Annotated in this window: 19 protein-coding genes and 1 pseudogene; 7 read left to right on the forward strand and 13 right to left on the reverse strand. The window is 56.3% G+C overall.

What is annotated here, in order from left to right; translation table 11 throughout:
* The 3 genes and pseudogenes from MWU61_RS17555 to MWU61_RS17565 form a co-directional block, all read right to left on the reverse strand.
* A pseudogene (locus tag MWU61_RS17555) lies at positions 1 to 2,218 on the reverse strand (hypothetical protein); the annotation flags it as partial.
* Between the two features lie 251 nt (positions 2,219 to 2,469).
* Positions 2,470 to 2,913 (reverse strand): hypothetical protein, encoded by a 444-nt coding sequence (locus tag MWU61_RS17560; protein WP_247129772.1) that lies wholly within the window; start codon positions 2,911 to 2,913, stop codon positions 2,470 to 2,472.
* A gap of 170 nt (positions 2,914 to 3,083) precedes the next feature.
* A complete protein-coding gene (locus tag MWU61_RS17565) occupies positions 3,084 to 3,647 on the reverse strand; it encodes an outer membrane protein assembly factor BamD (RefSeq protein ID WP_247129773.1) in 564 nt (187 codons plus the stop codon).
* Between the two features lie 268 nt (positions 3,648 to 3,915).
* On the opposite strand from MWU61_RS17565, the gene MWU61_RS17570 reads away from it, so the two are divergent.
* From MWU61_RS17570 to MWU61_RS17600, 7 genes are all read left to right on the forward strand, one after another.
* Positions 3,916 to 4,992 carry an OmpA family protein gene (locus MWU61_RS17570; RefSeq protein ID WP_247129774.1) on the forward strand — a complete coding sequence of 359 codons (1,077 nt, stop codon included), beginning with the start codon at positions 3,916 to 3,918 and terminating at the stop codon, positions 4,990 to 4,992.
* A 144-nt stretch (positions 4,993 to 5,136) separates the two neighbouring features.
* Complete coding sequence (locus MWU61_RS17575; RefSeq protein ID WP_247129775.1) at positions 5,137 to 6,375, forward strand: OmpA family protein; 1,239 nt, start codon at positions 5,137 to 5,139, stop codon at positions 6,373 to 6,375.
* 36 nt (positions 6,376 to 6,411) lie between these two features.
* Positions 6,412 to 6,660 carry a hypothetical protein gene (locus tag MWU61_RS17580; protein ID WP_247129776.1) on the forward strand — a complete coding sequence of 83 codons (249 nt, stop codon included), beginning with the start codon at positions 6,412 to 6,414 and terminating at the stop codon, positions 6,658 to 6,660.
* A 100-nt stretch (positions 6,661 to 6,760) separates the two neighbouring features.
* The gene (locus MWU61_RS17585) at positions 6,761 to 8,011 is read left to right on the forward strand and encodes a sarcosine oxidase subunit beta family protein (protein ID WP_247129777.1); all 1,251 of its coding nucleotides are present in this window, start codon (positions 6,761 to 6,763) and stop codon (positions 8,009 to 8,011) included.
* A 61-nt stretch (positions 8,012 to 8,072) separates the two neighbouring features.
* Complete coding sequence (locus MWU61_RS17590) at positions 8,073 to 8,360, forward strand: sarcosine oxidase subunit delta (protein ID WP_247129778.1); 288 nt, start codon at positions 8,073 to 8,075, stop codon at positions 8,358 to 8,360.
* Entirely contained in the window at positions 8,357 to 11,275 is a 2,919-nt protein-coding gene (locus tag MWU61_RS17595) for a sarcosine oxidase subunit alpha family protein (protein ID WP_247129779.1), read from the forward strand. Before MWU61_RS17590 ends, MWU61_RS17595 begins: the two co-directional genes overlap by 4 nt.
* Complete coding sequence (locus MWU61_RS17600; RefSeq protein WP_247129780.1) at positions 11,268 to 11,828, forward strand: sarcosine oxidase subunit gamma; 561 nt, start codon at positions 11,268 to 11,270, stop codon at positions 11,826 to 11,828. The genes MWU61_RS17595 and MWU61_RS17600 overlap by 8 nt, the downstream gene beginning before the upstream one ends.
* Here the strand turns inward: MWU61_RS17600 and MWU61_RS17605 are convergent.
* From MWU61_RS17605 to MWU61_RS17650, 10 genes are all read right to left on the reverse strand, one after another.
* The gene (locus MWU61_RS17605) at positions 11,825 to 13,231 is read right to left on the reverse strand and encodes a pyridoxal-dependent decarboxylase (protein ID WP_247129781.1); all 1,407 of its coding nucleotides are present in this window, start codon (positions 13,229 to 13,231) and stop codon (positions 11,825 to 11,827) included. The two genes, MWU61_RS17600 and MWU61_RS17605, sit on opposite strands and share 4 nt — an antisense overlap.
* Positions 13,228 to 13,992: an SDR family NAD(P)-dependent oxidoreductase gene (locus MWU61_RS17610; protein ID WP_247129782.1), complete on the reverse strand. Its 765-nt coding sequence runs from the start codon at positions 13,990 to 13,992 to the stop codon at positions 13,228 to 13,230. Before MWU61_RS17610 ends, MWU61_RS17605 begins: the two co-directional genes overlap by 4 nt.
* Before the next feature lie 12 nt (positions 13,993 to 14,004).
* Positions 14,005 to 15,492 carry a TRAP transporter large permease gene (locus MWU61_RS17615; RefSeq protein ID WP_247129783.1) on the reverse strand — a complete coding sequence of 496 codons (1,488 nt, stop codon included), beginning with the start codon at positions 15,490 to 15,492 and terminating at the stop codon, positions 14,005 to 14,007.
* Positions 15,489 to 16,016: a TRAP transporter small permease gene (locus MWU61_RS17620; protein ID WP_247129784.1), complete on the reverse strand. Its 528-nt coding sequence runs from the start codon at positions 16,014 to 16,016 to the stop codon at positions 15,489 to 15,491. The genes MWU61_RS17615 and MWU61_RS17620 overlap by 4 nt, the downstream gene beginning before the upstream one ends.
* 56 nt (positions 16,017 to 16,072) lie before the next feature.
* On the reverse strand, positions 16,073 to 17,113 hold the full coding sequence (locus tag MWU61_RS17625; protein WP_247129785.1) for a TRAP transporter substrate-binding protein: 1,041 nt from the start codon (positions 17,111 to 17,113) through the stop codon (positions 16,073 to 16,075).
* Positions 17,114 to 17,209: 96 nt separating this feature from the next.
* Positions 17,210 to 18,160: a ParB N-terminal domain-containing protein gene (locus MWU61_RS17630; protein WP_247129786.1), complete on the reverse strand. Its 951-nt coding sequence runs from the start codon at positions 18,158 to 18,160 to the stop codon at positions 17,210 to 17,212.
* Positions 18,160 to 19,491 carry a ParA family protein gene (locus MWU61_RS17635; RefSeq protein WP_247129787.1) on the reverse strand — a complete coding sequence of 444 codons (1,332 nt, stop codon included), beginning with the start codon at positions 19,489 to 19,491 and terminating at the stop codon, positions 18,160 to 18,162. The genes MWU61_RS17630 and MWU61_RS17635 overlap by 1 nt, the downstream gene beginning before the upstream one ends.
* Positions 19,492 to 19,515: 24 nt before the next feature.
* Entirely contained in the window at positions 19,516 to 20,439 is a 924-nt protein-coding gene (locus tag MWU61_RS17640) for a helix-turn-helix domain-containing protein (protein WP_281502244.1), read from the reverse strand.
* A gap of 489 nt (positions 20,440 to 20,928) precedes the next feature.
* A complete protein-coding gene (sulP, locus tag MWU61_RS17645) occupies positions 20,929 to 22,638 on the reverse strand; it encodes a sulfate permease (protein WP_247129789.1) in 1,710 nt (569 codons plus the stop codon).
* A 61-nt stretch (positions 22,639 to 22,699) separates the two neighbouring features.
* On the reverse strand, positions 22,700 to 24,373 hold the full coding sequence (locus tag MWU61_RS17650) for a bifunctional protein tyrosine phosphatase family protein/NAD(P)/FAD-dependent oxidoreductase (RefSeq protein WP_247129790.1): 1,674 nt from the start codon (positions 24,371 to 24,373) through the stop codon (positions 22,700 to 22,702).
* Positions 24,374 to 24,376 lie beyond the last annotated feature (3 nt).

Consider the following 24,376-nt stretch of genomic DNA (forward strand, 5'->3'; position numbering starts at 1 on the left):
TCGGATCAACAAACTTGTCATCAATAACCGTCAGATCATCAACAATCGTAACATTACCAACGTTCTCAACAACATACGTATACTCAACCAACAAACCCTCAACAAAATCAACCGGATCAATAACTGGCGCGGATTTCGTGAACAGCATTTCGGGCGATTGGGTCGCAGGCACGATCAGGTCAACTTCGGCAGACGTCACCGTTGTACCTTGCAAGGTCGCCCCTGCGACGCTGGCCGTGTTCATCACAGACCCGTCGTCCAGATCGGTCTGGGCGATCGTGTAAGCAGCAGATGTACACACAAGCGGCGCATCGGTCGGCGCCAAAGTCGTTGGAGTACAGGTGACCGCAACTTTATCATCCGTCACGACAAGCTTCTCGACCGTTACGGTTCCGGTATTCGTCACGACATACTCATAGACCAACGTTTGGCCGACAGTGTCATAGGGGTTCGGCGATCCGGCCTGCAGACGCTTTTCGATAGTCAGACCAGTGCTGGTGATTGCAGGGACCGTGACGCTATCCGTGTCAGATGCAGTCACACCACCGACAGTGATTTCGGCGGTGGCGGTGTTGACGACCTGTTCATCGTCAAGTTCACCCTGCTGGATTGTCAGGCTTGCCGTACATGTAATCGACGCACCGGGTGCAACAGTGCCAGCGGGACAAACCGCACCACCGGTTGTCACATCGGTGATGGTCGGGGCGGACGGCCATGTGACGTTGCCCGTGTTCTGAATGACAAAGCGGTAATCAATCGTGTCGCCAATCGCGTCGTAATTGGCCACCAGTGCGGATTTATCCAAAGTCAGCGCAGGCGCCGCAGTTGGGCCGTTCAACATATCAGTCGCGGTCGCGGAAACGGATGCCTCAGGACCGGTCGCATTGACGGTCGCGGTATTGTCCAGCGTGGTGCCGTTCAGCACAAAATTATCAACGTCGCTTTGCAGCACGGTGTAGTCGGCAGAACATGTCGCCGTGTTTACGGTATTGTCGACAGACAGCGGCGCAAGGCTTGGGATCGTACAAGACAGGCTTGGCAGCTTGGGATCGGTCACAACAACATTTGTCAGTGTCGTGTTCCCAGTATTGGTGATCGTAAAGTCATAGGTCACTGTCGTGCCTGCAGCCCCGAATGGATCAGGGCTGCCTTGCTTGTCCAGCGTCACAGCAGAGTTACGAGGCGGGCCAAAAACCGATACTTGGTCGGTCACTTCGCCCAGCTCACCAAATTCAGGTGTACCATTCGCGCGGGCAATGTTTGTGACTTCGCCCGCATCCACGTCGGCCTGCGTCACAATATAGTCGCCAGTACAGGTCAGGAAATTCGCGGCACCCGCACCAGCCGGCACAGGTTCCAACACATTACCTGGCGCCGCAGGACAGGACACATTCGCAATCTTATCGTCGACGACAGTGATGTCACTAATGCGGACGGACCCGATGTTGCGGACCAAATAGGAATAGCTCAGTGTGTCACCGACAACCAAAAACGGCTCTGGTCCGGCGGTTAGGGTTTTTTCAAATTCGTATCCCGGCGCGACAGTCCGCAGATCATCGTCGCCCAAACTCGGTCCGCGACGGAAATCCCAATAGTTGTCGTTTGGATCGTCATCAAAAACCTGCGCGACGGTTTGGTTCGTCGTCAGGATGTTATCCAACAGCGCCTGATTGGTCGAAGCAAACCAACCAGTGTTAAAGACGTTATTCCCAAAACCGTCTTCGAAACCAAAACTAGTCGTACCAGTATTATCTGTCCGTTCGGTCGTAATGCCGGACCAGCTGCCAACATCAAAGTTGTTGATCCGCAGCGAAATGTCGTCTTCATCAAAACCGCCGACTTGGGTGTCACCGTCGTAAGCAGAAAAACGGATATCCATGCGGGCAATCGACCCGCCAAAATAATCGGTACAGGTCGTGAAGCCACAATCAAGCGAGATCGGATTGTTGATCGTAAACGGGTTCCCACGAAACGCCACTGGCTCACCGTTCGAGTTGAACCCGCGGAACGCGCCATCGGGATCCGAGAACTGATAATAGATGTTGCCGTTGATACCTGTCAGAACAATCGCAACACCGCCAGCTTCCGGGTATTCTTCCGGCAGCGCGACACCCGTCGCGGGCACGGTCATTGTGAATGGTGTCGCCAAAGCACCGGTTCCAAGAACCGATGTGCAAACTGCAAAAAACACTGCCTTCGTGTTGCGCCACATTTTCATGATCACGCCCCCCGTACCAACTTGCCCTCGCCCTATTATTTTGGGCGTTATTAACGGTATTTTTACCAGCCTAAGGTATGCGACACTTTGCTGGAAGACGAAACACCCAAAACGCTATCAAACTGGCTCTGCTGAAAATTGACGCAAATGCAACACAACCTCCGATAGACCCATAACATAGGCGTATTACGCTACAGTCCGGATTTGCAGGGGAAATTCCGAGGATCAACGCCACGACGACGCGCCGCGCATTAGACGGTTTCGTATTTCGCGGCGAAGTCTCGCAAGGTCAGGTTCACGCAGTTGTCACGCGTTATGGCGAACTGCATCGTACTGATCTTCCAAACACCGTCTCGCAGCTTGAGGATCACAAAAGCCCCATACGACGGTTCGTTCAAAAGTTTGCCGTTGCAAACAAGGCGGGTCGTATACGTGGCCCAAAGCGTATCGTCACTTTTCAAAACGGCCTCTTGGCAGGTCCGGACCATATGCGTCACCTGCTGCGACCGCAGCTGATGGATAAACCCTTCGCAGATCGCGCGCATGTCTGCTTCGGTTTTGGCAACCGTCACACGATCCATCGTTTCCAGCGTGCAGGGTAAATCGCAAAAGCCCATTGTGGCTTCAACGTCGCCCGCAACTGTCGCGTCACCTTGGCGATCTAAAAAGTCTTGGGCAATCTGATAGGCATCCATGGGCAACAGCGCGTTCTAAATCCTGACGGCGCGGTGTCTCTCCGACGCGGGGACATTGTCGCGCCATAACCGAAAAAGTCAACGATACACTCCGTCAGTGCCCAAAACCAAAACGGCCGACCAGCATGATCTGCTGCCCGGCCGTTCTGTAAAAATAGTAGACGTTGCGATTATTCGCAGCCATCCATCGCCCAATTGCGCAATGTCAGCTTGAACGCACCGCCATATGGATGGGGCTTTACCAAGTTCTCGGCACCCGCATCGTTCAGGTAGGTGTTCGCCTGATCACATAGGTTGGCTTGCTCCCACGCGTGGCAATCCGAACATTCCTGTTCTTTCCAGTATTCGTCCGGCAATCCTTCGACGGGTGGAAACAACGGTGACGCAGCGATCAGTTCTTCGAGGGATTTGCCGATAATTTCGGGCGACCCTTCAACAAGCGGAACACTGAATGCAACCGGTGCGGGTTCAACCCCTTCAGTCGGGGCTTCTGCAGCGGCGGCGCCGTCTGCTGGTTGTGCAGTTGCCAATTCCAACCACAACAAATCGATCATGCGGGCCTTCGCGTCTTTGGCGTAGGTCCCATCTGGAAACTGTTCGATAAATGCGAACACTTCTTCAGATGTCGTAGCCGTCTGCGCAATTTCCCACGCAGCTGTTTCTTCGGCTGTTTGTGCCTTGAGGCTGGCAGTACTTGCCAACACCATGGCACCAATCACTACTAACTTTTTCATTATGAAATCTCCGTAACCTCATCCGAAACAAAACCAGATACTAGGCTCGCGTGGCAACCCCCCGCCCCTAAATGTTTCGTATGACGCCCCCAATGCTTCAACATTACTTCAAAAACTGCACAATTGCGTCACACTTTCACAACAATTGAACTGTTCAACGGCCATTATGCCGCTCCTCCACAGGAAGTGTCCTGACCTGCGATATTAAGTGCAGTTCTTATGATGCAGGGGGCAGCGCCGAGATTTGATCATTTGGAGGACGAGAGTCATGACGAATAAACAAAAGATGTTATCTAAGAGCGTACGCAATATCCTACTTGCAGGTCTGGTCGCACTAGGACCGCAAACAGCAATGGCCCAAAGCATGTTCGCACCCGGTTGGACCATGAACACCGAAACCGCATCCCTGCGTTTCCAGTCCGTGAAAAAAGAAACGGTCGTGGAATCCAGCACATTCGGCACATACACTGGCAGCATCGATGAAAACGGTCTGGCGTCGATCCGCATCCTGATGGATTCCGTTGACACAAACGTCGACCTGCGGAACGTACGTATGCGTTTCCTGATGTTCGAAACGTTCCAATACCCAGAAGCAACCGTCACGATGCAGCTTGATCCGGCACAGCTGGAAGACCTCGAAGAGGTGCGCCGCAAAGTGATGAACGTGAACTACACCATCGACCTGCACGGCGTCACATCTGACCGCGAAGCAGAAATTGCGGTGACCCTGCTGGACAACGACACCGTGTCCGTCACATCCGCCACACCGATTTCCTTGCCAGTTGCAGACTTCAATCTCGAAGGTGGTCTGGCGAAACTCGAAGAAGCTGCCAAGGTGGATATCATCCCGTCTGGCACAGTGACATTCGACTTCACATTTAACCGTGCAGACAGCGCGCAGGAATTTGTGACGGCATCTAACGCAATGAACGTCGAAGCAGGCTTCAACGTCGCAATCGAAGAAGAAGGCAACTTCTCTTTGGCATCTTGCGAAAACCGCTTTGACACGATGTCCCTGACCGACAACATCTACTTTGCACGCGGCAGTTCACGTTTGGATACAACGTCCGAACCGATCCTGAACAGCATCGTGGAAATCGTTGACCGTTGTCCTGATCTGGCGATCCGCATTGGCGGCCACACAGATTCAGACGGCAGCGAAGCAAACAACCAGGTACTGTCCGAAGCCCGCGCACAGTCCGTTCGCACATTCCTGATTGAAGCAGGCGCAGATGGCCAACGCGTTGACGCAATCGGTTACGGCGAAACCATCCCCGTGGTTGACAACACAACTCCAGAAAACAAACAGCGTAACCGACGGATCGAATTCTCTATCGTCGAATAATTACGTCACGGGCGGCCCCTATCTTTGGGCCGCCCTTCCCCGTAGACTCTGTGTTAAGCGTCCGCGCTTCGTTATAAAAATTATGCGGTTTCATCCCAGTCATTGCGGGGTTTAACCCAAGTCAAGAATTGCAGGTTTGATACAATGAAAACCCCCCTTATTCTTTCCACTGTCGCGGCCACCGCGGGTGTATTCTATTTCGCAGTACAATCCGCACCGACAGCGCAAGACCCGTCTATCGCTGAAAACGCAGCGCAGGAATTGGCGGCCTTGCAGACCCAATTCGACACGGAACGAGCGGCGCTGACAGAACAAACCGCCGCGTTGAACGCGCAAATCGCCGAAATCGAAGGGGCTGGTCAGGGCCAACAAGACGCGCTGGATGCCGCAATCGCCCAACGCGACCAACTGACGGCTGAACTGGACGAAGCGACGCAGAAATTGACCGCTTTGACCGACGAAAACGCAACGCTTGTAGCAGACAAAGACGCGTTGGCAGCTGATATGGCGACGCTGCAATCTGACATGGATACGCTCAACGCCACGTCAGGCGATGCGTCAACCGAATTGACAGCGCTCACCGATCAGATTGCAGCGGGTCAGCAGGAACTGGAAACGTTGCAGGCCACAATGGCAGATATGCAAGCAGAACAAGGCACGTTGAACGACACCATCGCAGCGCTCGAAAGCGAACGCGATACCTTGATCGAAACGGTCGCAAACCTTGAATCCGTCACTGCAAGCGACGCCGACACAATTGCCGCCCTTGAGACTGAAAAATCCGAGCTGGCAGAAACCGTCGCAACGCTGGAACAATCAGCAACCACAACAGCAGCCGTGCCAGACACCCAGATCGCTGAACTGGAAGCACTGGTCGCAGAAAAAACAGAAGCCGCCGAAGCCGCAACCGCCAATGCAACCGACCTTGGCGAAAAAGCAGCCGCTTTCGCAGCCGAAATCACAACACTGCAGGCCGCATTGACCGCACGTGACACGGAAATCGAACAGCTTAGCGCGGCATCCCCCGCACAAGCGTGCCAAGACCAAACCGATGCCGCTTTGGCAGACGGTGCAGTCAGCTTTGCCAACGGCACACCCGTGCTTGATGATGCAGCCGATGCGACGCTAGACGCCATTGCAGCCATTGCCATTGCCTGCGCAGAGCAAGGTCTGACGCTTGAAATCGAAGGCCACACTGGCGGGTCCGGCGGCGAAGCGACCAATCTGCTGCTCAGCAACGGACGCGCAAAAGCTGTCGAAACCTACCTGACGAATGCAGGTGTGCCAGCAAATGCCATCCGCTCTGTCGGGTTTGGGGGCAACTATCCTATCGCTGACGCCGATCCGGCCCAAAACCAGCGTATCGTTTTTGACTGGGAATAAGATCCCTCACGCCTTTAGAAGAAAGCTTGAAGAGCCATGTTAACACCTTCAATCCATATCCTTACCTTCTTGTCGGCAGCCTTTGTCTTAGGCTTGGCGTTGGGATGGGTCCTGTGGAAATTCAAAACAGAAACCCCAGCTGAATCCGCGGACACAGAAGTCCAGTTCTGGAAACAGCGTTGGGATCAGTCACGGCTGGAACTTGACCGCGAACAAAACAAAATCGAGGCGCTCGAAAAAGAACGGGACACCCTCAAGGACAAACTGAAAAAGCCTACGAAATAACGGCATTTCCAGAAAATGTCGGTAATGGACCTTCACCTGTTCATATCGCTAGTGACATTGCAAAAAGCTTAGCGCAGGCTTGACGAAAGAGGTCGTCAAGATGCGCTATTCTGGTTTCAAAGTGATGTGGGAAGCCCTGACAGGGGACAAAGGATGGACGCCTGCGTGGCGTGATCCTGACCCGCAACCCCATTACGATATCATCATCATCGGTGGTGGCGGGCACGGGCTTGCCACTGCGTATTATCTGGCCAAGGAATTTGGTCAAAAGCGGATCGCAGTGCTTGAAAAAGGTTGGATCGGCGGCGGCAACGTGGGCCGGAACACCACGATCATCCGGTCCAATTACCTGCACGACGGCAATATCCCGTTCTACGAATTTTCGCTCAAGCTGTGGGAAGGGCTGGAACAGGATTTCAACTATAACGCCATGATCAGCCAACGCGGCGTGCTCAACCTCACCCATTCAGACGCGCAAAACGACGCTTACCTGCGGCGTGGGAATGCGATGCGGATGCACGGATCCGATGCGGACATGCTGGACGTCGACCAGATCAAACAGATGTACCCGTCGCTGAACACCACCGACGCGCGATTCCCGATCAAAGGCGGGTTGCTGCAAAAACGGGGCGGCACGGTCCGTCATGACGCAGTGGCATGGGGTTACGCACGCGGGGCCGACAGTCTTGGGGTGGATATCATCCAGAACTGCGAAGTGACGGGTTTCAAGATTGAAAACGGCACGGTCACGGGCGTGAAAACGACGCGGGGCGATATTGGTGCAGGGAAAATCGGCTGCGCCGTGGCCGGATCATCGTCGCGGCTTATGGCAAAGGCGGAAATGCGCCTGCCTATCGAAAGCCACGTCTTGCAGGCCTTCGTCAGCGAAGGTCTGAAACCGATCCTGCCGGGCGTGATCACCTTCGGCGGCGGGCATTTCTATTGCAGCCAGTCGGACAAGGGCGGGTTGGTCTTTGGCGGCGACATCGACGGGTACAATTCCTACGCGCAACGCGGCAATTTGCCTGTGGTCGAAGACGTCTGCGAAGGCGGCATGGCGATCCTGCCGATGATGGGCCGCGCCCGCGTGCTGCGCATGTGGGGCGGGATAATGGACATGTCGATGGACGGATCCCCGATCATCGACAAAACGCATATCGACGGGCTCTATTTCAACGGCGGCTGGTGCTACGGCGGCTTCAAAGCAACGCCCGCTTCGGGCTATTGTTTTGCGCATCTTTTAACGCGCGGTACACCGCACCCGACAGCCGCAGCCTACCGCATGAACAGGTTCGAAACCGGTCATATGATCGACGAAAAAGGGGTGGGCAATCAGCCCAATTTGCATTGATGCGCGTCCTTCCCCTTTCATCCGTTCCGTTCACCGCAGCCGTCCTTCCTAAAGGTGCCGCATGATCATCAATCACCCCCTTCTCGGCCCGCGCGACGCGTCGGAATTCACCTATCTTGGCAGCGCGTCCCTGCTCGACCGGCCTGACCCAGCCCGCGATACCGCAGCTGCAGACTTCCACGATTACGCCTACTTGCGCGACAATCCTGCAGGCTGGCACGACGAATTATGGTTCCACGAAGCGGGCGATCGCAGCTGGTTGGTTGTGACGCGCAACACCCTGACCCACGAAATCGCAGAGGTTCAACTCGCACGCGACGTGGCCCGCCGCCGGGGGCAAGACAGATGACACAAATCAACCGTTTACCCGGCGGCCTGATCGACAAATCGCAGACCCATCAGTTCATGTTCGACGGCAAATTCTACGAAGGCCATCAAGGCGACACGCTCGCCTCTGCCCTGCTGGCCAATGGTGTTCGGCTCATGGGCCGTTCGTTCAAATATCACAGACCCCGCGGACCACTTGCAGCGGGCTCCGAAGAACCCAACGCTCTGGTGTCCTTGCGCGGTGGTGCGCGGGCGGAACCGAATACGCGTGCCACGACTGCCGAACTTTACAATGGTCTGTTGGCCCACAGCCAAAACCGGCTCGGGTCGCTGAGGTTCGACGCACTTGCGATCAATGACGGCCTGTCCAATTTCCTGACCGCAGGGTTTTACTACAAAACATTCATGTGGCCCGCAGCCTTTTGGGAAAAGCTGTACGAACCGATCATTCGCCATGCCGCGGGCCTTGGTGCGCTGTCGGGCAAAGACGATCCGGACACTTACGACAAAGGGTTCCTGCACTGCGATTTGTTAATCATCGGGGCGGGTCCGGCGGGGCTTGCGGCGGCTTTGACCGCTGGGCGAGCCGGGCAAGACGTGATCCTCGCGGACGAAGATTTCCGCATGGGCGGCCGTCTAAACGCCGAAACCTACCAGCTTGGCGATCAGTCAGGCGCGGATTGGGCGGCAACCACTATCGCCGAACTCGCCATCTTGCCCAACGTCCGGCTCATGATCCGCACCACAGTGATCGGGGCCTTCGATCATGGCACTTTTGGCGCGCTGGAACGTGTCAGCGACCACATGCAGACGCCTGATGCAGGCAAGCCCCGCCAAATCCTGTGGCGCATCTACACGCGGCGCAGCCTCCTCGCCGCTGGCGCGATTGAACGGCCTATCGCCTTTGATAACAACGACCGTCCCGGCATCATGCTCGGCTCTGCGATCCGGACCTACGCCAACCGCTACGCCGTCACGCCTGACAAACGCATCGCGATTTTCACCAACAACGATGATGGCCACCGCACCGCCGCTGATCTGCACGCAAAAGGTATCAAAATCAGCGCCGTGGTCGATGTGCGCCCCGATCAACAGCGCAACGAAAACTACGAAGTCCTGCAAGGCGAAGTCATCGACACCAAAGGCCGTCTTGGCCTGACTTTCGCGGATGTCCGGCTAGCCGACGGGTCCATGCGCACGCTTGAATGCGGCGCGCTTGGCATGTCCGGCGGCTGGAACCCCAACGTGCATCTGACCTGCCATCAAGGCGGGCGCCCCGTTTGGAACCCAGACATCGCAGCCTTTGTGCCGGGTGCAACACTTCCCCCCGGTATGACCGTCGCGGGTGCCGCCAGCGGCGCATTTTCCACCCACGCAGCGCTGCAATCGGGCGCGGCGGCGACGGACCTCAAGCCTACGGATCTGCCGCAGGCCGAAGATGCGCCAATCGAGATCAAACCCTTCTGGTACGTGCAGGGCTGCAAACGCGCATGGCTCGATTTCCAGAACGACGTGACGGTCAAAGACGTGAAGCTCAGCCACCAAGAAGGGTTCTGCGCGGTCGAACATCTGAAACGTTACACGACACTTGGCATGGCCACCGATCAGGGCAAAACTGCCAATCTTGGCGGGCTGGCGATCATGGCCGAACTGACCGGAAAAACCATCCCGGAAGTCGGCACTACCATGTTCCGCCCGCCCTACACGCCAACGGCAATCGGGGCCTTCGCGGGCCGTCACGTGGGCAAGCATTTCCACCCGACACGTCTGACGCCGTCCCACGCATGGGCCAAAGAACAAGGCGCGGTTTTTGTCGAAGTCGGCAACTGGATGCGCGCCCAATGGTTCCCGCAAAAAGGCGAAGAAACATGGCGCGACAGCGTCGACCGCGAAGCATTAGCCGTCCGCAATGGCGTCGGCATTTGCGATGTCACCACGCTGGGTAAAATCGACGTACAGGGCACTGATGCGGCGGCTTTTCTCAATAAAATCTACTGCAATGGCATGGGCAAAATCCCTGTCGGACGCACTCGCTACGGGTTGATGTTGCGCGAAGACGGGATCGTCATGGACGACGGCACAGCGGCACGCATGGCCGACGATCATTTCGTTGTCACCACCACCACCGCCAACGCGCTATCCGTCTATCGGCACATGGAATTCGTGCGCCAATGCCTGTGTCCTGATATGGACGTGCAACTGATCTCGACCACCGAAAGCTGGGCGCAATTTGCGGTCGCAGGTCCCAAATCCCGCGATGTGCTAGCGCAGATCGTGGACCAAGACATCAGCAACGATGCGTTCCCCTTTATGGCCTGCGCCGACATCACCGTCTGCGGCGGTTTGCCCGCGCGTCTTTTCCGTATTTCGTTCAGTGGTGAGCTGGCGTTCGAAATCGCCGTACCAACCGCCTACGGCGACGCGCTGATCCGCAGGATTATGGACGTAGGTGCACCCCTCGGGATAACGCCCTATGGCGTCGAAACGCTCAACGTACTGCGCATCGAAAAAGGCCACGTGACGGGCAACGAACTCGACGGGAACGCCACGGCAGCTAACCTTGGCTTGGGGCGGATGGTGTCCCAAACCAAAGACAGTATCGGCACGGTCCTATCGCGCCGCGCAGGGCTGAATGCGAACAACGATTTGCGTTTGGTTGGCATCGTATCCGTTGATCCGTCAGACAAAACACCCGCAGGTGGGCATCTGGTCAACACCGACGATCCGGCAGACGCAGCCCACGATCAAGGCCACGTCAAATCGGCCTGTTATTCGCCCAATCTGGGGCACCATATCGCACTCGGGTTCCTCAAAAACGGCGACAACCGGATCGGCGATACCATGCGGCTTGTGTCGCCCGTGACAGACGTTGATATCGCAATCAAGATCGTCAGCCCGCATTTCATCGATCCACAGGGGGACCGGCTTCGTGCATGATCTGATACCCACCACAGCGCTTGGCGGAACTACCCCGCGCATCGACACATTCGACCACGTCACCATCGCCGAAAATGACGGTTTGGCGCTCGCGTCTGTAGCCGCGCGACTGGGACAAGAAACCGCGTGTCACGCGCATCTGGCAGCACTTCTTGGCGCAGTCCCCGCCCCCGGAAAGGTCGTCCTCCACGATCCCGAAGCGGGTTTCTGGGTCGGGCCGGATCAATGGATCATAGGCGCCCCCCGCGACACACACGCAGACCTTGCCGTGCAGTTGAAAAACCGGTTTGGCGGAACCGCATCCATCACCGATCAATCGGGCGGTTGGGTGGCATTCGACGTTACCGGACCCGCGATGCGCGATCTATGCGAACGCCTGTGTGCCGTGCCCATCCGACGCATGCAATCCGGCGACGCACAGCGCACCATGATCCATCAAATCTCTTGCTTCGTGATCAAACGCGTCGACCCCGACCACATCCGTGTCCTTGGTCCCCGCGCATCGGCAGGGTCGCTGCATCACGCATTGATCACGGCGGCAGCGGCGCTTTAGCTCGCGTCGTTGATCGCCTGCCAAACCTCTTGGATGACATCCAACGCCAGCATTACATCATCGCGGGTCGTATCGAACTGGCCGACCTGAAACCGGATGATTTTTTGCCCATCAAACGCGCCTTGGGTCACGTAAATCCGACCGTCATCATTCAGCGCATCAACAAGCGTTTGCTGCATCGCATCGTCGCCCGGACAGCGGAACGAAAACAGGCTGAACATTGGTTCTGTCGTGATTTCGAACCCGTCAAGTTCACGGATCGCAGCACATAATTCACCTGCCCACAGCACGTGGTTCCGCATCCGTGTCCGCAGGCCGTCCAATCCATAAGACCGGATCAGGAACCAGATTTTCAGCGCCCTGAACCTGCGCCCAAGCGGGATCGTCCACTCCGAATAGTTCGTGACCGCTTCGCCCGTGGTCTTAAGGTATTCCGGTTCGATTTTCAGCGTATTCAACTGCGGCGCTGCATCCCGCAAAAACTGAACAGAACAGTCGAACTGCGCCCCCAACCATTTGTGCGGGTTGAAAACGATGCTGTCGAACCTTTCGACGTCTTCCCAGAAATCAGCTCTGAATTCAGGACAAATCATTGCCGATCCGGCCCAAGCTGCATCCAGATGGGTATACAGATCATGGGCCTTCGCGACCGTCAAAACAGGCCCCAACGTATCGCACGCCCCGATCCCCGTCCCGCCCGTAATCGCGATGATGCCAGCAGGCGTATGACCGGCGGCAATATCAGCCTTAATCGCGGCATCGAGCGCATCAGGATCAATACCGTAACGCGGCCCCAGCGTGCTGATTTTCACCAGATTATCCTGCCCGATCCCCGCGACCCAACAGGCCCGATCAATCGACGAATGCACCTGATCCGAACAGTAGATCCGTAGGGCCCCCTTCCCCGCCAATCCATCACGGTTGCCGGTGTATCCGGTGGCCCGTTCGCGCATCGTTAGCACGGCAGACAGGGTCGCAGACGACGCGCTGTCTTGGATCACGCCGGTGAACCCGTCGGGCAGTTGCATCGCTTGGCGCAACCAATCGATCATCACGCCTTCGACCTCGGTTGCAGCAGGCGACGTTTGCCACAACATGCACTGGGCGGCGACCGTGTTGACCAGTTGTTCAGCAAGCATCGACGGCGGGCTCGCATTCGCAGGGAAATAGGCAAAGAAACGCGGGTGCTGCCAATGGGTCATACCGGGCATCACGATGGTCTCGAAATCATCCATGATCGCGTCCATCGGCTCTGGCCTCTCAGGCGGGGCTATAGGCAACTGCGCGGCGATGTCCCCTGCCCTTGTCTGGGCACGCACAGGACGCTCACGCAGTGATTTGTGGTATGCACCACCCCATCGGGCAATGTGTTCGCCCCACCGCGTGTAATCGTCCCAGTTCATCGCGCAGGCAACCGTGTCGCGCCATCCAGCCGGATCACCGTGCCGTTTAGGTAGGGATTGCGCACGATATCACCCGCCAATTGGGCAAACTCAGCGGGATGACCCAAGCGCGCCGGATGCGGGATATTCTTCGTGATCGCAGCCGTCGTTTCATCCGGCAGGCTTTCCATCATCGGCGTGTTGAACAGACCGGGGGCTATCGCCATCACGCGCACACCCGGTTTGGCCAATTCGCGGGCGGCAGGCAGGCACATGGACGCAATCGCGCCCTTTGATGCGGCATAGGCCGACTGACCGATCTGACCGTCCTCATAGGCGGCAGAGGACGTGTTAATCACCACACCGCGTTCACCATCCGCAAGCGGGTCCATCTCAAGCATCGCTTGCACGGCATAGGTCATCACGTTGTAAGATCCGATCAAGTTCACCTCGATCACACGACGGAACAGATCAACAGATGTCTTGCCTTCACGGCCCACAATCCGCGCGGCATGGGCCAGCCCGGCGCAGTTCACCGCAACCCGTGGGCCCTGCCCAAAATGATCGGTCACCGACCTGATGCAATCCGCGACCATCGCTTCGTCACTGACGTCGCATTTCACCGCAAATCCGCCAATCTCGGCGGCAACAGCGGCCCCACGATCTGCATCAAAATCAAAGATCGCAACCTTCGCGCCAAGATCGGCAAAGTGCCGCGCGGTGGCTTCACCCAGACCGCTTGCACCACCAGTGACCACTGCCACCTGTCCTGAAATATCCATTGTCTTCCTCCCTTAAAACCACGGGATCGCAAACAGCGTGATCGCGGGAAAAGCGACCAGCAGAACGACCCGAAATAGATCCGATGCAATAAAGAATAGCACCGCTTTATAAGTCTCTAACATGGGGGTATCGCGGTCCATCGCGCCAATGATGAACAGGTTCATCCCTACGGGTGGCGTGATCAAACCGACCTCGACCACGATCAGAACCAGAATGCCAAACCAGATCGCAATCTGTTCGGTATTGATCCGGTTCAACGCACCGTTATTTGCACCACGAATACCCAGTTCGCGCAACATCTCGCGCGGCAGTTCATTCCCCGCAGCAAGCACCGCTTTTGCTTCTGCCATCAACGCAGGGGGCGCATCCAAAACAGTGTCTAACTTGGCAGAATGCAGTTCAACCATCGTCACAAACTGAAAATCGAGCCCCTGCATAATCGGCCAGAAAATAGGGATCGTCAGCAGGATCATCGACAGGCTATCCATCAAGCAACCTAGCAGCAGATAGAACACCAAAATCACGATCAGCACGACCCACGGGCTCAGCCCCTGTTCGACCACCCATGCGGCCGCGTCTTGCGGGACTTGGGTCAATGCAAGGAACCCGTTGTAAAACGCCGCCCCCAACACGATGAAAAAGATCATCGCAGTCGATTTTGCCGTCACGCGAAAGCTTTCGCCAAGCGTCGCGAACTTCAAACCGCCGCTGGCCCACGCGATGAAACCGGTACCGAATGCGCCGACCGCAGCGCCTTCTGTCGGGGTGAACCAGCCCGCGTAAATCCCGCCAACAACGAGACTAAACACCGCTAAAACGGGCCAAACGGCAAAAACGGCACTGAACCTATCTGCGTATGGAATGCGCGGTCGTGTGCCCGCGCTGTCAGGTTTCAGGCGCACATAGACCGAGACCGCCAAAACATACCCCAGCGCTGCAATAATCCCCGGCACAAAGGCCGCCAGAAACAGCTTTGCGATGTTCTGTTCGGTCAGGATCGCATAGATCACCAGCACCACAGACGGCGGGATCAGGATGCCCAATGTGCCGCCCGCAGCCAATGTCGCGGACGCAAAGCCGCCGGAATAGCCGTAACGTTTCATTTCAGGCAGCGCCACGCGGCTCATGGTGGCGGCCGTGGCCAATGACGACCCGCAGATCGACCCAAAGCCTGCACAGGCCCCAATCGCGGCCATGGCAACGCCGCCCTTCTTGTGGCCTAGCCAACTTTCGGCGGCTTTGAACAACGCTTGGCTCATCCCGCCCAAGGTCGCGAAATGGCCCATCAACAGGAACATCGGAATGATCGACAGCGAATAGCTGGAAAACGTCGTGTAGGTTTCGGATTTCAGACGGGCAAAGGCGATCAACCCACTGCCGTTGACCATCCAAAGCCCCGCAAACCCCACGCTAAACATCGCAAGGCCAATCGGAACACGCAGGAAAATAAGCCCCAGCAAAACCGGAAATGACATGGCGCCAATAAACAGATCCGTCACGTGTCAGCGCCTTGCAATTGGGGCAGCTTATCTTCGCCCGCGATCACCGAAAACACGCGCATTCCTGCAATATAGACACTAACCACAGCGGAAATCCCGGCGCCGATCATGCAGGACGCATATCCCCACCACACCGGAAATTCGATCAGAAAAGACGTCTGTCCCGACCGCAGTTTGCTTTGCATACCCGCAAACAATTGCTCCGCGATCACGACCAACACAGCAGCGAACAACAGATCGATGCACATCTGCAAAACGCGATCTGTGCGGGGTGACAAACGTTGGGTGAAGACATCCACCGTCGCGTGGCTGCCCGTGATCTGACACAGCGGCAGAAACGCGAAAATGGCAAAAGCGACGCCCGCTTCGACAAGTTCAAAATCGCCGGTGATTGGGCCTGCGCCAAACAACCCATTCATGCTGCGGCCTGCGATCGACAGGCACGTCATCACGATCAAAAGCGTCAGCGTGACACCGCCAAGATAGGCCATCACGCGCGAGATAGAGTAGAAAAATGCGTACATTCTGGCCTCAACAGACGCCCCGATGATTGCAATCGGAGTGTCCTGATTTTGTGATCTTAATAATCGGTCGTCGCACCAGCGCACGACCCGGACATCAATGCACGCGCCTCATCAATCAAGGCCTGACCATCGCGGCCCTGCTCTGACATCTCGGCAACCCAATCCGTGTAAATCGGCTGGACAACAGGCCACCAATCGGACGCTGCGGTCTCCGCATCAATCGTGATGATGTTGTTGCCAGCGTCATCCGCAATCGCACGGGCGGGCGCATCGGCAGCTTCTTGTGTGATGCCCGCAAAGACCGAAAATTCCAGACCGGAATTCGCATCCATGATCGCCTGCAGATCAGCAGGCATTGCCGCGTATGAATCGTTGTTCATGGCAAGAACGAAGGTCAGGTTATACAGCGCCGGACCTTCAAATTCCGTGTGGTTTTCAACCAGTTCAGGGATCTTCAAGGCGGTCGTGACTTCCCACGGGATCGTGGTCCCGTCGATCACGCCTTTGGACAACGCTTCTGGCACAGCAGGCACAGGCATCCCGACGGGTGTCGCACCACCGCGTTCCAGCAACTGGTTCACAAGACGCGACCCACCGCGAATTTTCATGCCTTCCAGATCGGCGGGCACCTCAACAGGATCAGCCGTGTGGAACATGCCCGGACCATGTACCCATGTGCCAAGAACATGCACATCGGCAAATTCTTCCTGCATGTGCGCTTCATACATCGTCCAATAGGCGCAGGACGCTGCACTTGCGTCTTCAACCATGAACGGCAGCTCAAAAACTTCCGTCGTTGGGAAACGGCCAGGCGTATAGCCAACCACGGTCCAAACGATATCCGCAACACCATCAATTGCTTGATCCATCAGTTCGGGCGGGGCACCACCGAGCGCCATTGACGCAAAGCGTTCGACCTTGATACGGCCATCAGATGCGGCTTCGACTTTGTCCGCCCAGACGTCAAGGATCTTTGCTGGAACAACAGCTTGCGCAGGCAAAAACTGGTGCAGATTGAGCGTAACGTCTTGGGCCAAGGCCCCCGTCGCAGACAACGCTAGTGTCGCAGCACCCAAAGCGGTTTTCGTGTGGAACATCAATTATCCTCCCCTTGTTGCACAAAGTCTGGCACATCTGTTTCCCGTTGTCCCGCGCAAATGATCAGGCCAATCCCCCTCCGGCAGACGACAGGATCACCGCGATTTTGCTTGGTACTTCTGAACAATCTTGGCGATTTCGCCCAACATAGGCTCTAAATCCGCCTCTGCGATCTGGGTTTGCTTCATGCTGATATCATACCCGCGCGGGCCAAGTTTGGCGGCCATCCGCACACCGCGAACATCATAGGGCTGGGTGTATTCGCCTGTCAGTGCCTTCGGCAGCAGTGGGGTCACCCGTTCGCCGCGTTTCAGTTTGGGGATCATCGCACGATAGCTGCGTTTCGGGGCTGTCGCGATATCAACCTGATCCATGATCTGCTGACGATATTCGAGGCACGCTAGACCCAACGAAACATCACCCTGCCCGACCCCAAGACGTGCTGCGATTTCGGCCTGCGTCAGCTCACCCAAACTGCGCGCTAGCAAACCAATAGAAATCAGTTCTTCGAACCCGTTCAGGTTCCGACGCATCGTGTTTTCGTGGAACCGTTCTTCAAGATCGGCAAGACCCTGATCGCCCTGCGTCGTGCTGATAATCGCAAGCACGGGCTGACCCAACGCGCGACACGCCTCTAGCCTGCGACGGCCCGATTGGATCATAAACTGATCGCTGGTTTTCAATGGGTTCGCTTGGTCCGGTGTCCAATCTTCATCCACAGGACGAACACGAATTGGCTGCGTCTGACCACGGCGTTTAATGTTGGCTTTTAGCGCCGCGAAATCTTCGTCTTCTTGCCACGGAGATAATCGGTCGCTGCCGACCTGATCGACGATCTGCGCAGGGTCTAATTCAAGCGAAACCGTGCCCGCCATGACGCCTGCATAAAGCGATCCATGGGCATCTTCGATCCGCTGCTTCAGCATGTTCATCGCCGAACCGGCCCACATGCCACCCATGCTGCCCTTGCGGTCTTTTTCAGGCTCTACAGGCGGCGTTAGTATCTCTTCGGGGATCGTCGCGTCGAGTTTGCGTTTGCGGGCCATCAGCTCCAGCGCTCCTCTATGAATGTTTTGGCAAAGCCTTTCGTTGGGAGATCCGGCCAGACCTTTTGCACCAGTGCGTCATTCACCGCGTTGGCATTTGCCATGAACGCTTTTGCCGACGCACGGCGGGTCTTGGGCGGCAGGTATTCGTAGATGCTTTTGTATTCCTCAGCCGCGTTCGCAATCGCATCAGATCGGGTGTACCAGACCTGCATGACCTCGCGTGGGGCCTTGCGATACAGGTCCAAAATCTGGTCCGTATCTTGGCTATTTTGTTCCTGCACGATGGTCGGAAGAACCGCATGTTCGCCCTTACCGATCTCAATATCCGCTTCGAACCCCATGATGAACTCAAGGTATTCGCCGATGTTCGACACATAGGTCGCAAGCGTAGCTAGATCGAAGCCCTTCATCGTCTGCGGGATAATAACGTTGTCCGCCGCGACCAATCCGTTCAACTGCATCAACGTCAGCGACGGCTGCTGATCAATGACAATCACATCGACCGTTTCGTTCAACGCTTCTTCATATTTTGCGATATCAAATTTGCCGTTATCACCGCGGAGATCATCCAGCGCCGTTTTCGGCCCGTTGCCCTCATCCCACGTTTTGATCGCATCTTTCAGGACGCGGTACACGGGCACTTGGGTGCTTTGCGACATGAAGAACAGGCTGATATCGCCGTTCTGAATATTCGCGCCACCGGGAATCAATTTGATACCGGGCCAAGGCGTGCCCTGCCAAATCGCATCCAGCGCGGTCGCATCACGGTTTGTTAATTTATCTGCACCAGGTTCATCTACGCCCATAAAGTCGGCAAGCGTTGGTGTATCCGGTTCAAACAGCGGCAACTTTTCGTCTGCGAAATACAGGCTAACCGTAGCCTGCGGATCGGCATCAATCACACCAACCCGCAAACCGTAATGCAGGTTCACGTACTGGGCGAAATGCGCGGCGCTAAGCGATTTACCGGTCCCGCCTTTTTGTGCACCAAACGTCACGACCTTCACTGGCTGATCTTTTGTCCGCCAATGCATGTAGGGGCGTTTGGCGGCAGGGTTCGACCCTATGATCGCGCGGATCAACATGATCTCGGACGGTGAAAATGTCCGCTCGCGCCCCCGCTTTTCGCCCTCGGGAAACCCCGGTTCTTCGTTTGATATGCGCGTCAGGTAGGTCGTGTCGACGGACAATAGCCCTGCGACTTCGACCATCGAAAACCGACGAGCAACGCGCGTGCGCAAGGTTAGGTCGCGCTGCAACTTTGTGTTCACCGCACCCATAACGCGGCTCATGTTGCGAATGAATTGTTCGAATTGCCCGTAAGCCATCAAGTTATATCCACGGATATATTGTTATCCAGCCGCAAAAGTTGCGGATAGTTTTGTTGCGCCTAAACAATCGGAGCGCGGCGATTTCTGCAAGGTCTTTTGTGCTAACTCCCAACGCTTCAGGTGCGATTTAAGCAGGATTCCTTTTTGTTGATCAGTCACAACCTTCGCTGCTTTGATCAGTTTCGCGAATTGTTCATCGCTTGGTGGCCGCCGCCAATGGACTTCCCAAGTCTTTTCGACGTGCGCTAATAGTTGATCAAGGTTGGCCTGAGAATACCCGGCTTTGACAAGGTATTTAGCCTGTTCGGTCAACGCTTGTTCATCTGTCGCGACCCGAAGTTTACGCCAAGTGGCCCGAAGCGCAGAAATTATATCCGCGGATATAGCCAAGTCACCGGCCGCAGCATTCACAGCATATTCACTGTTGGATAGGGTATCCGCCGACGGGAACCGCGCAACGGTAGGGTAGGGGGCACCGCGAAAACAAGCAGCCCAATCATCCAACAATTTGTCCAAAACACAAACCGCCGCAGGCGTAAGTTGATTTAAATGACTCTGTTTTTTAGATTCTCTAAGGCGTTCATCCTGCTGAACACTGCGTTCATTTTTCTGAACAACTTTGCCGGTAAGCGAAGCGCGCCAATCCTTCCAAAAAGTCACCTGATATTTGAGACGATAGTTGTAACCGTTAGCCGTCTTCTGCTCTGTCGTCGTGACCAAATCAGCCGCGCGTAGGTCTTTGATATAGCCGGAAATGGCGGATTTTGATCGCCCCAAACGGTCACTGAGCTGGTCAAGGGACGGCCAGCAAAAGCCGTCCGCGTTCGCCATGCGACACAGTTCGACCAAAAGCCGGAACGCGCCGGGGGTGAGATCAAGTTCTAGGACTTCGACGGGCAGGGCGACAAAGCCTTTTGCGCGGTCGAAAGTGGGATGCTCGGACATAATTTCCTCGTTTTCGCAAAGCTATTGCTTGCGAATTTTATGCCACGGCGCTAATATCAGGGTAGAACAGATGATAAGCCCGTGGGGTTTGTTATTGACCAAAGCCGAGTGGTTGCCGCCGCTCGGCTTTGACGTTTTTAGCGCATGTTGATGGCTCCGCTGTGGATGGAGATCAGCAACACGGGTGCGGGCCGCGCTACGCGCGGTTGCAAGAGAAATGATTGGTGCCTACGCATATAGGTGTCCGCCTGATGGTCGGCCTTTGGCCGCTTATTCTTGGTATTTGTCTCTATATAGCCCGAAAAGCCATGACAATGGCAAGATTTTCTTTGCTTTGCGCGTGCGGCACATTTGTCTGTGGATAACTTGCTGAAATCTTTGATAAAATGGTGCACAGCAGCAAATGTCAGGAAAATGTTCGAATAGTGAAATTGCCGAAAAGCATCGGCCCCCTGCGCGAATCTTGCGACAGGGCAGGGGCGATTCTGCTTAGCTGGCGGCGACGGATCGTGCCGCTTCGAACTGCGACAGGTACACATTGCCCGTGAGGTCGGACAAGAAGTGCTGTTTTTGCAGGCGGTCCATCACGGGGCCTTTGACCTCTGACAGGTGCAATTTGACGTCCATCTCGCGTAGGCGTTCGTTGATTGCTTCGAGCGATTCAAGTGCGCTGAGGTCGATTTCGTTAATCGCGGAGCATTGCAAAATGACGTGCCGGATTGCTTTATCACCTGCGACGCGGGTCTGGATTTTGTCTTCCAGATAGCGTGCGTTTGCGAAGTACAGGCTTTCGTCCACCCGCAAAGTCACAACGTTAGGGTCTGTTTTCACGTCATGACGCAGGATGTTGCGGTAGTGTTCGGTGCCGGGAACCTGCCCGACTTCGGCGATATGCGGTTTGGACGATTTGTAGAGATGTAGCAGGATCGACAGCCCGACGCCTGCGGACACGCCAACCTCAACCCCCAATGCGAGGGTCGCGAGGATCGTGGCGAGCACGGCTGCGAAATCGGCTTTGGAATAGCCCCAGCTACGTTTCAGGATCGAAAAATCCACAAGGCTGAGCACTGCGACGATGATGGTCGCGGCGAGCGTGGCTTTCGGCAAGAAATAGATCAGGGGGGTCAACGCAAGGGCGGCAATGGCGAGGCCCACTGCGGTGAATGCGCCAGCGGCAGGGGTTTCCGCGCCTGCGTCAAAGTTCACGACGGACCGTGAAAATCCGCCCGTAACCGGGAAGCCACCCGTCAGCGATGCGCCTATGTTGGCGGCCCCAAGCCCGATCAGTTCTTGGTCAGGGTCGATGCGCTGACGTTTCTTTGCGGCCAAGGTTTGCGCCACGGATATCGATTCAACGAAGCCAATGATCGAGATCAAGAAGGCGGGCAGCAGCAGTTGGCTGAGCAGGGCAGGGGAAAACGATGGGAGCGTGAGGGGTGGCAAACTTTGTGGGACGTCACCGACGATTTTGACGCCAACGTCATTCAGATTGAACAGCCAAACGGCGAGCGTCGTTGCGACGACCACAAAAACCGGGCCGGTTTTGACGAGAACGCCGGTTAGGCCAGCGCCGAAACCAAGGCTCTGTAACAGGGGTTTTAGGCCCTTCCGCACCCAAAACAGGAATGCTGTCGCGACAAAACCGATGATCGCGGTGATCCAGTTTACCTCTGGCAGGTGCTGGATGATCGAAATGACGAGTTCCAACAAATTATGTCCGTGGGCATCAATGCCAAGGATGTGTTTCAGCTGGCTGGCTGCGATGATGATACCGGATGCAGTGATGAAACCTGCGATGACAGGGTGTGACAGAAAATTAGCCACGAATCCGAGCCTAAACAGGCCCATTGCGAGCAAAATCACCCCTGAAAGAGCGGCGAGCGATAGGGCCGCGACCGCATATCCCATCGTGCCTTGTTCGACGATGTTGGACAACGCAGCGGCTGTCATCAGCGACACAACGGCGACGGGGCCCACGGCCAGCGCGCGGCTGGTGCCGAAGATGGCGTATAGAATGATCGGCGCGATAGAGGCGTAAAGGCCTGCCTCGGGCGGCAGGCCCGCAAGCAATGCGTAGGCCAGTGATTGCGGGATCAACATGATCGTGACGATCAACGCCGCGACGAGGTCATTGGAAAAAGCGGACCGGTTATAGGCCTGCCCCCATGTGAGAATTGGCAGATAAGTGGACAGTGTCATGGTGACCTCGGGTGATTAAATGGTCGCCCCTGCCTGTTCGCATCAGGGACGACCTAAGGCATTACGAAACGGTGATCTTTTCAGGCTTGGCCATCCATTCACGCCCTTTCAGCATGCCTTTCCAGTAAACAGGTGGCAGCATCTTTTCCTTCAGGAACCATGCAGCCCGTGTGGGTTTTGTGCCGTCGAGCAACGCTTTGGGGAAGCTGGGCAGCATTGTCCCGCCATACCCAAATTCGGCCAACACGATTTTGCCGCGTTCCACGGTCAGCGGGCAGGATCCGTAGCCGTTGTATTGCGCGACCGGTGATCCGCCGTTGATGTCGGCCATGATGTTTTCGGCGACGATCGGCGCTTGGATCCGCGCGGCGGCGGCGGTTTTGGCGTTGGGTGCGTTCATCACATCGCCCAGCGACCAGATGTTGTCGTAGGTTTTGTGGCGCAGGGTGCTTTGGTCCACATCGACCCAACCTGCCGCATCGGCCAGTGGTGACACGCGGATGAAATCAGGTGCCGTTTGCGGCGGGCAAACGTGCATCATGTCGAAATCCATTTCGACCCGTTCAACCGGTGTGTCGGGTTTTGCCACGTCAAACCAAGCCTTTTTCGCAGGCCCGTCGACCGCCACAAGTGTATGGAAGAAGTTGAGCGTCGCATCGTATTTCTTGACGTAATCCATCAGCGCAGGGACGTAATCCTTGACCCCGAACAACACGCCACCTGCGTTGTTGAACTGGATGTCGATGTTGTTGAGAACGCCGCGCCGGTGCCATGCGTCTCCGGACAGATACATCGCCTTTTGCGGCGCGCCCGCACATTTGATCGGCATTGGTGGCTGCGTAAAGATCGCGCGACCCGATTTCATGTTCTCGACCAATTCCCACGTATAGGGGGCAAGATCGTAGCGGTAGTTTGAGGTCACGCCGTTCTGGCCAAGGGTGTCGACAAGGCCGTCGATCTTGTGCCAGTCCAGCTTGATGCCCGGACACACGATCAAGCGGTCATATTTCACCACGCGACACCCATCGAGGATGACGGCGTTATTAGCAGGTTCGAACGCGGCGACGGCGGATTTGATCCAATGCACGCCATTGGGGATCAGCGATCCCATGGTGCGGGCCGTGTCTTGGGCGTCGAAAATGCCGCCGCCGACCATCGTCCAACCGGGTTGGTAATAGTGGATATCAGCCGGATCGATGATCGCGATCTCTAGATTTTCGCGGCGTGATTTCAGGCTGGCAGCAGCGGCAATACCGCCTGCACCGGCCCCGACGATAACGATGTCGTATTGCGCGTCGCATGTGTCCGTTGGCGTTTTGCCGCCGTTCACGATCCGGCGAACCACGCCGCCCATGTCGTAACCCGCCGCTTTGGTCGCGGCGAGAATATCGGCAAGGGTGCGTTTCTCGGCTTGGCCGAGCGACCAAAGCGTGGTGGACCGTGTACCTGTCCGGCAATAGGCCAGCACCGGACCCGGCAATTCGGTCAGCGCGGTGTCAAAGGCGTCGGCGTCGTCATCGGACACTTTGCCAGGGGTGATTGGCTGATAAACAGCTTCGATCCCATGCTTTTTCGCAGCTTTGGCGATTTCGTCAAAGGTCGGTTGATCCGCCCCTTCGCCATCGGGGCGGTTGCAGATGATGCCGCGAAAGCCGGCGTCTTTGATGGCCTGCATATCGGCCGCATGGATTTGGGCGCTGACCGAAAGGCCAGCGGTAAGTGTCTTCATTTCCATTGT

This window comes from Loktanella sp. F6476L (assembly GCF_023015725.1).
In the GTDB taxonomy this organism is placed as follows: domain Bacteria; phylum Pseudomonadota; class Alphaproteobacteria; order Rhodobacterales; family Rhodobacteraceae; genus Yoonia.

What these genes read in the sequence shown, in the direction of transcription:
- MWU61_RS17560 (WP_247129772.1), bottom strand. Translation starts at nt 2,913, where the DNA reads ATGGATGCCTATCAGATTGCCCAAGACTTTTTAGATCGCCAAGGTGAC.
- MWU61_RS17565 (WP_247129773.1), bottom strand. Translation starts at nt 3,647, where the DNA reads ATGAAAAAGTTAGTAGTGATTGGTGCCATGGTGTTGGCAAGTACTGCC.
- MWU61_RS17570 (WP_247129774.1), top strand. Translation starts at nt 3,916, where the DNA reads ATGACGAATAAACAAAAGATGTTATCTAAGAGCGTACGCAATATCCTA.
- MWU61_RS17575 (WP_247129775.1), top strand. Translation starts at nt 5,137, where the DNA reads ATGAAAACCCCCCTTATTCTTTCCACTGTCGCGGCCACCGCGGGTGTA.
- MWU61_RS17580 (WP_247129776.1), top strand. Translation starts at nt 6,412, where the DNA reads ATGTTAACACCTTCAATCCATATCCTTACCTTCTTGTCGGCAGCCTTT.
- MWU61_RS17585 (WP_247129777.1), top strand. Translation starts at nt 6,761, where the DNA reads ATGCGCTATTCTGGTTTCAAAGTGATGTGGGAAGCCCTGACAGGGGAC.
- MWU61_RS17590 (WP_247129778.1), top strand. Translation starts at nt 8,073, where the DNA reads ATGATCATCAATCACCCCCTTCTCGGCCCGCGCGACGCGTCGGAATTC.
- MWU61_RS17595 (WP_247129779.1), top strand. Translation starts at nt 8,357, where the DNA reads ATGACACAAATCAACCGTTTACCCGGCGGCCTGATCGACAAATCGCAG.
- MWU61_RS17605 (WP_247129781.1), bottom strand. Translation starts at nt 13,231, where the DNA reads ATGAACTGGGACGATTACACGCGGTGGGGCGAACACATTGCCCGATGG.
- MWU61_RS17610 (WP_247129782.1), bottom strand. Translation starts at nt 13,992, where the DNA reads ATGGATATTTCAGGACAGGTGGCAGTGGTCACTGGTGGTGCAAGCGGT.
- MWU61_RS17620 (WP_247129784.1), bottom strand. Translation starts at nt 16,016, where the DNA reads ATGTACGCATTTTTCTACTCTATCTCGCGCGTGATGGCCTATCTTGGC.
- MWU61_RS17625 (WP_247129785.1), bottom strand. Translation starts at nt 17,113, where the DNA reads ATGTTCCACACGAAAACCGCTTTGGGTGCTGCGACACTAGCGTTGTCT.
- MWU61_RS17630 (WP_247129786.1), bottom strand. Translation starts at nt 18,160, where the DNA reads ATGGCCCGCAAACGCAAACTCGACGCGACGATCCCCGAAGAGATACTA.
- MWU61_RS17635 (WP_247129787.1), bottom strand. Translation starts at nt 19,491, where the DNA reads ATGGCTTACGGGCAATTCGAACAATTCATTCGCAACATGAGCCGCGTT.
- MWU61_RS17640 (WP_281502244.1), bottom strand. Translation starts at nt 20,439, where the DNA reads ATGTCCGAGCATCCCACTTTCGACCGCGCAAAAGGCTTTGTCGCCCTG.
- sulP (WP_247129789.1), bottom strand. Translation starts at nt 22,638, where the DNA reads ATGACACTGTCCACTTATCTGCCAATTCTCACATGGGGGCAGGCCTAT.
- MWU61_RS17650 (WP_247129790.1), bottom strand. Translation starts at nt 24,373, where the DNA reads ATGGAAATGAAGACACTTACCGCTGGCCTTTCGGTCAGCGCCCAAATC.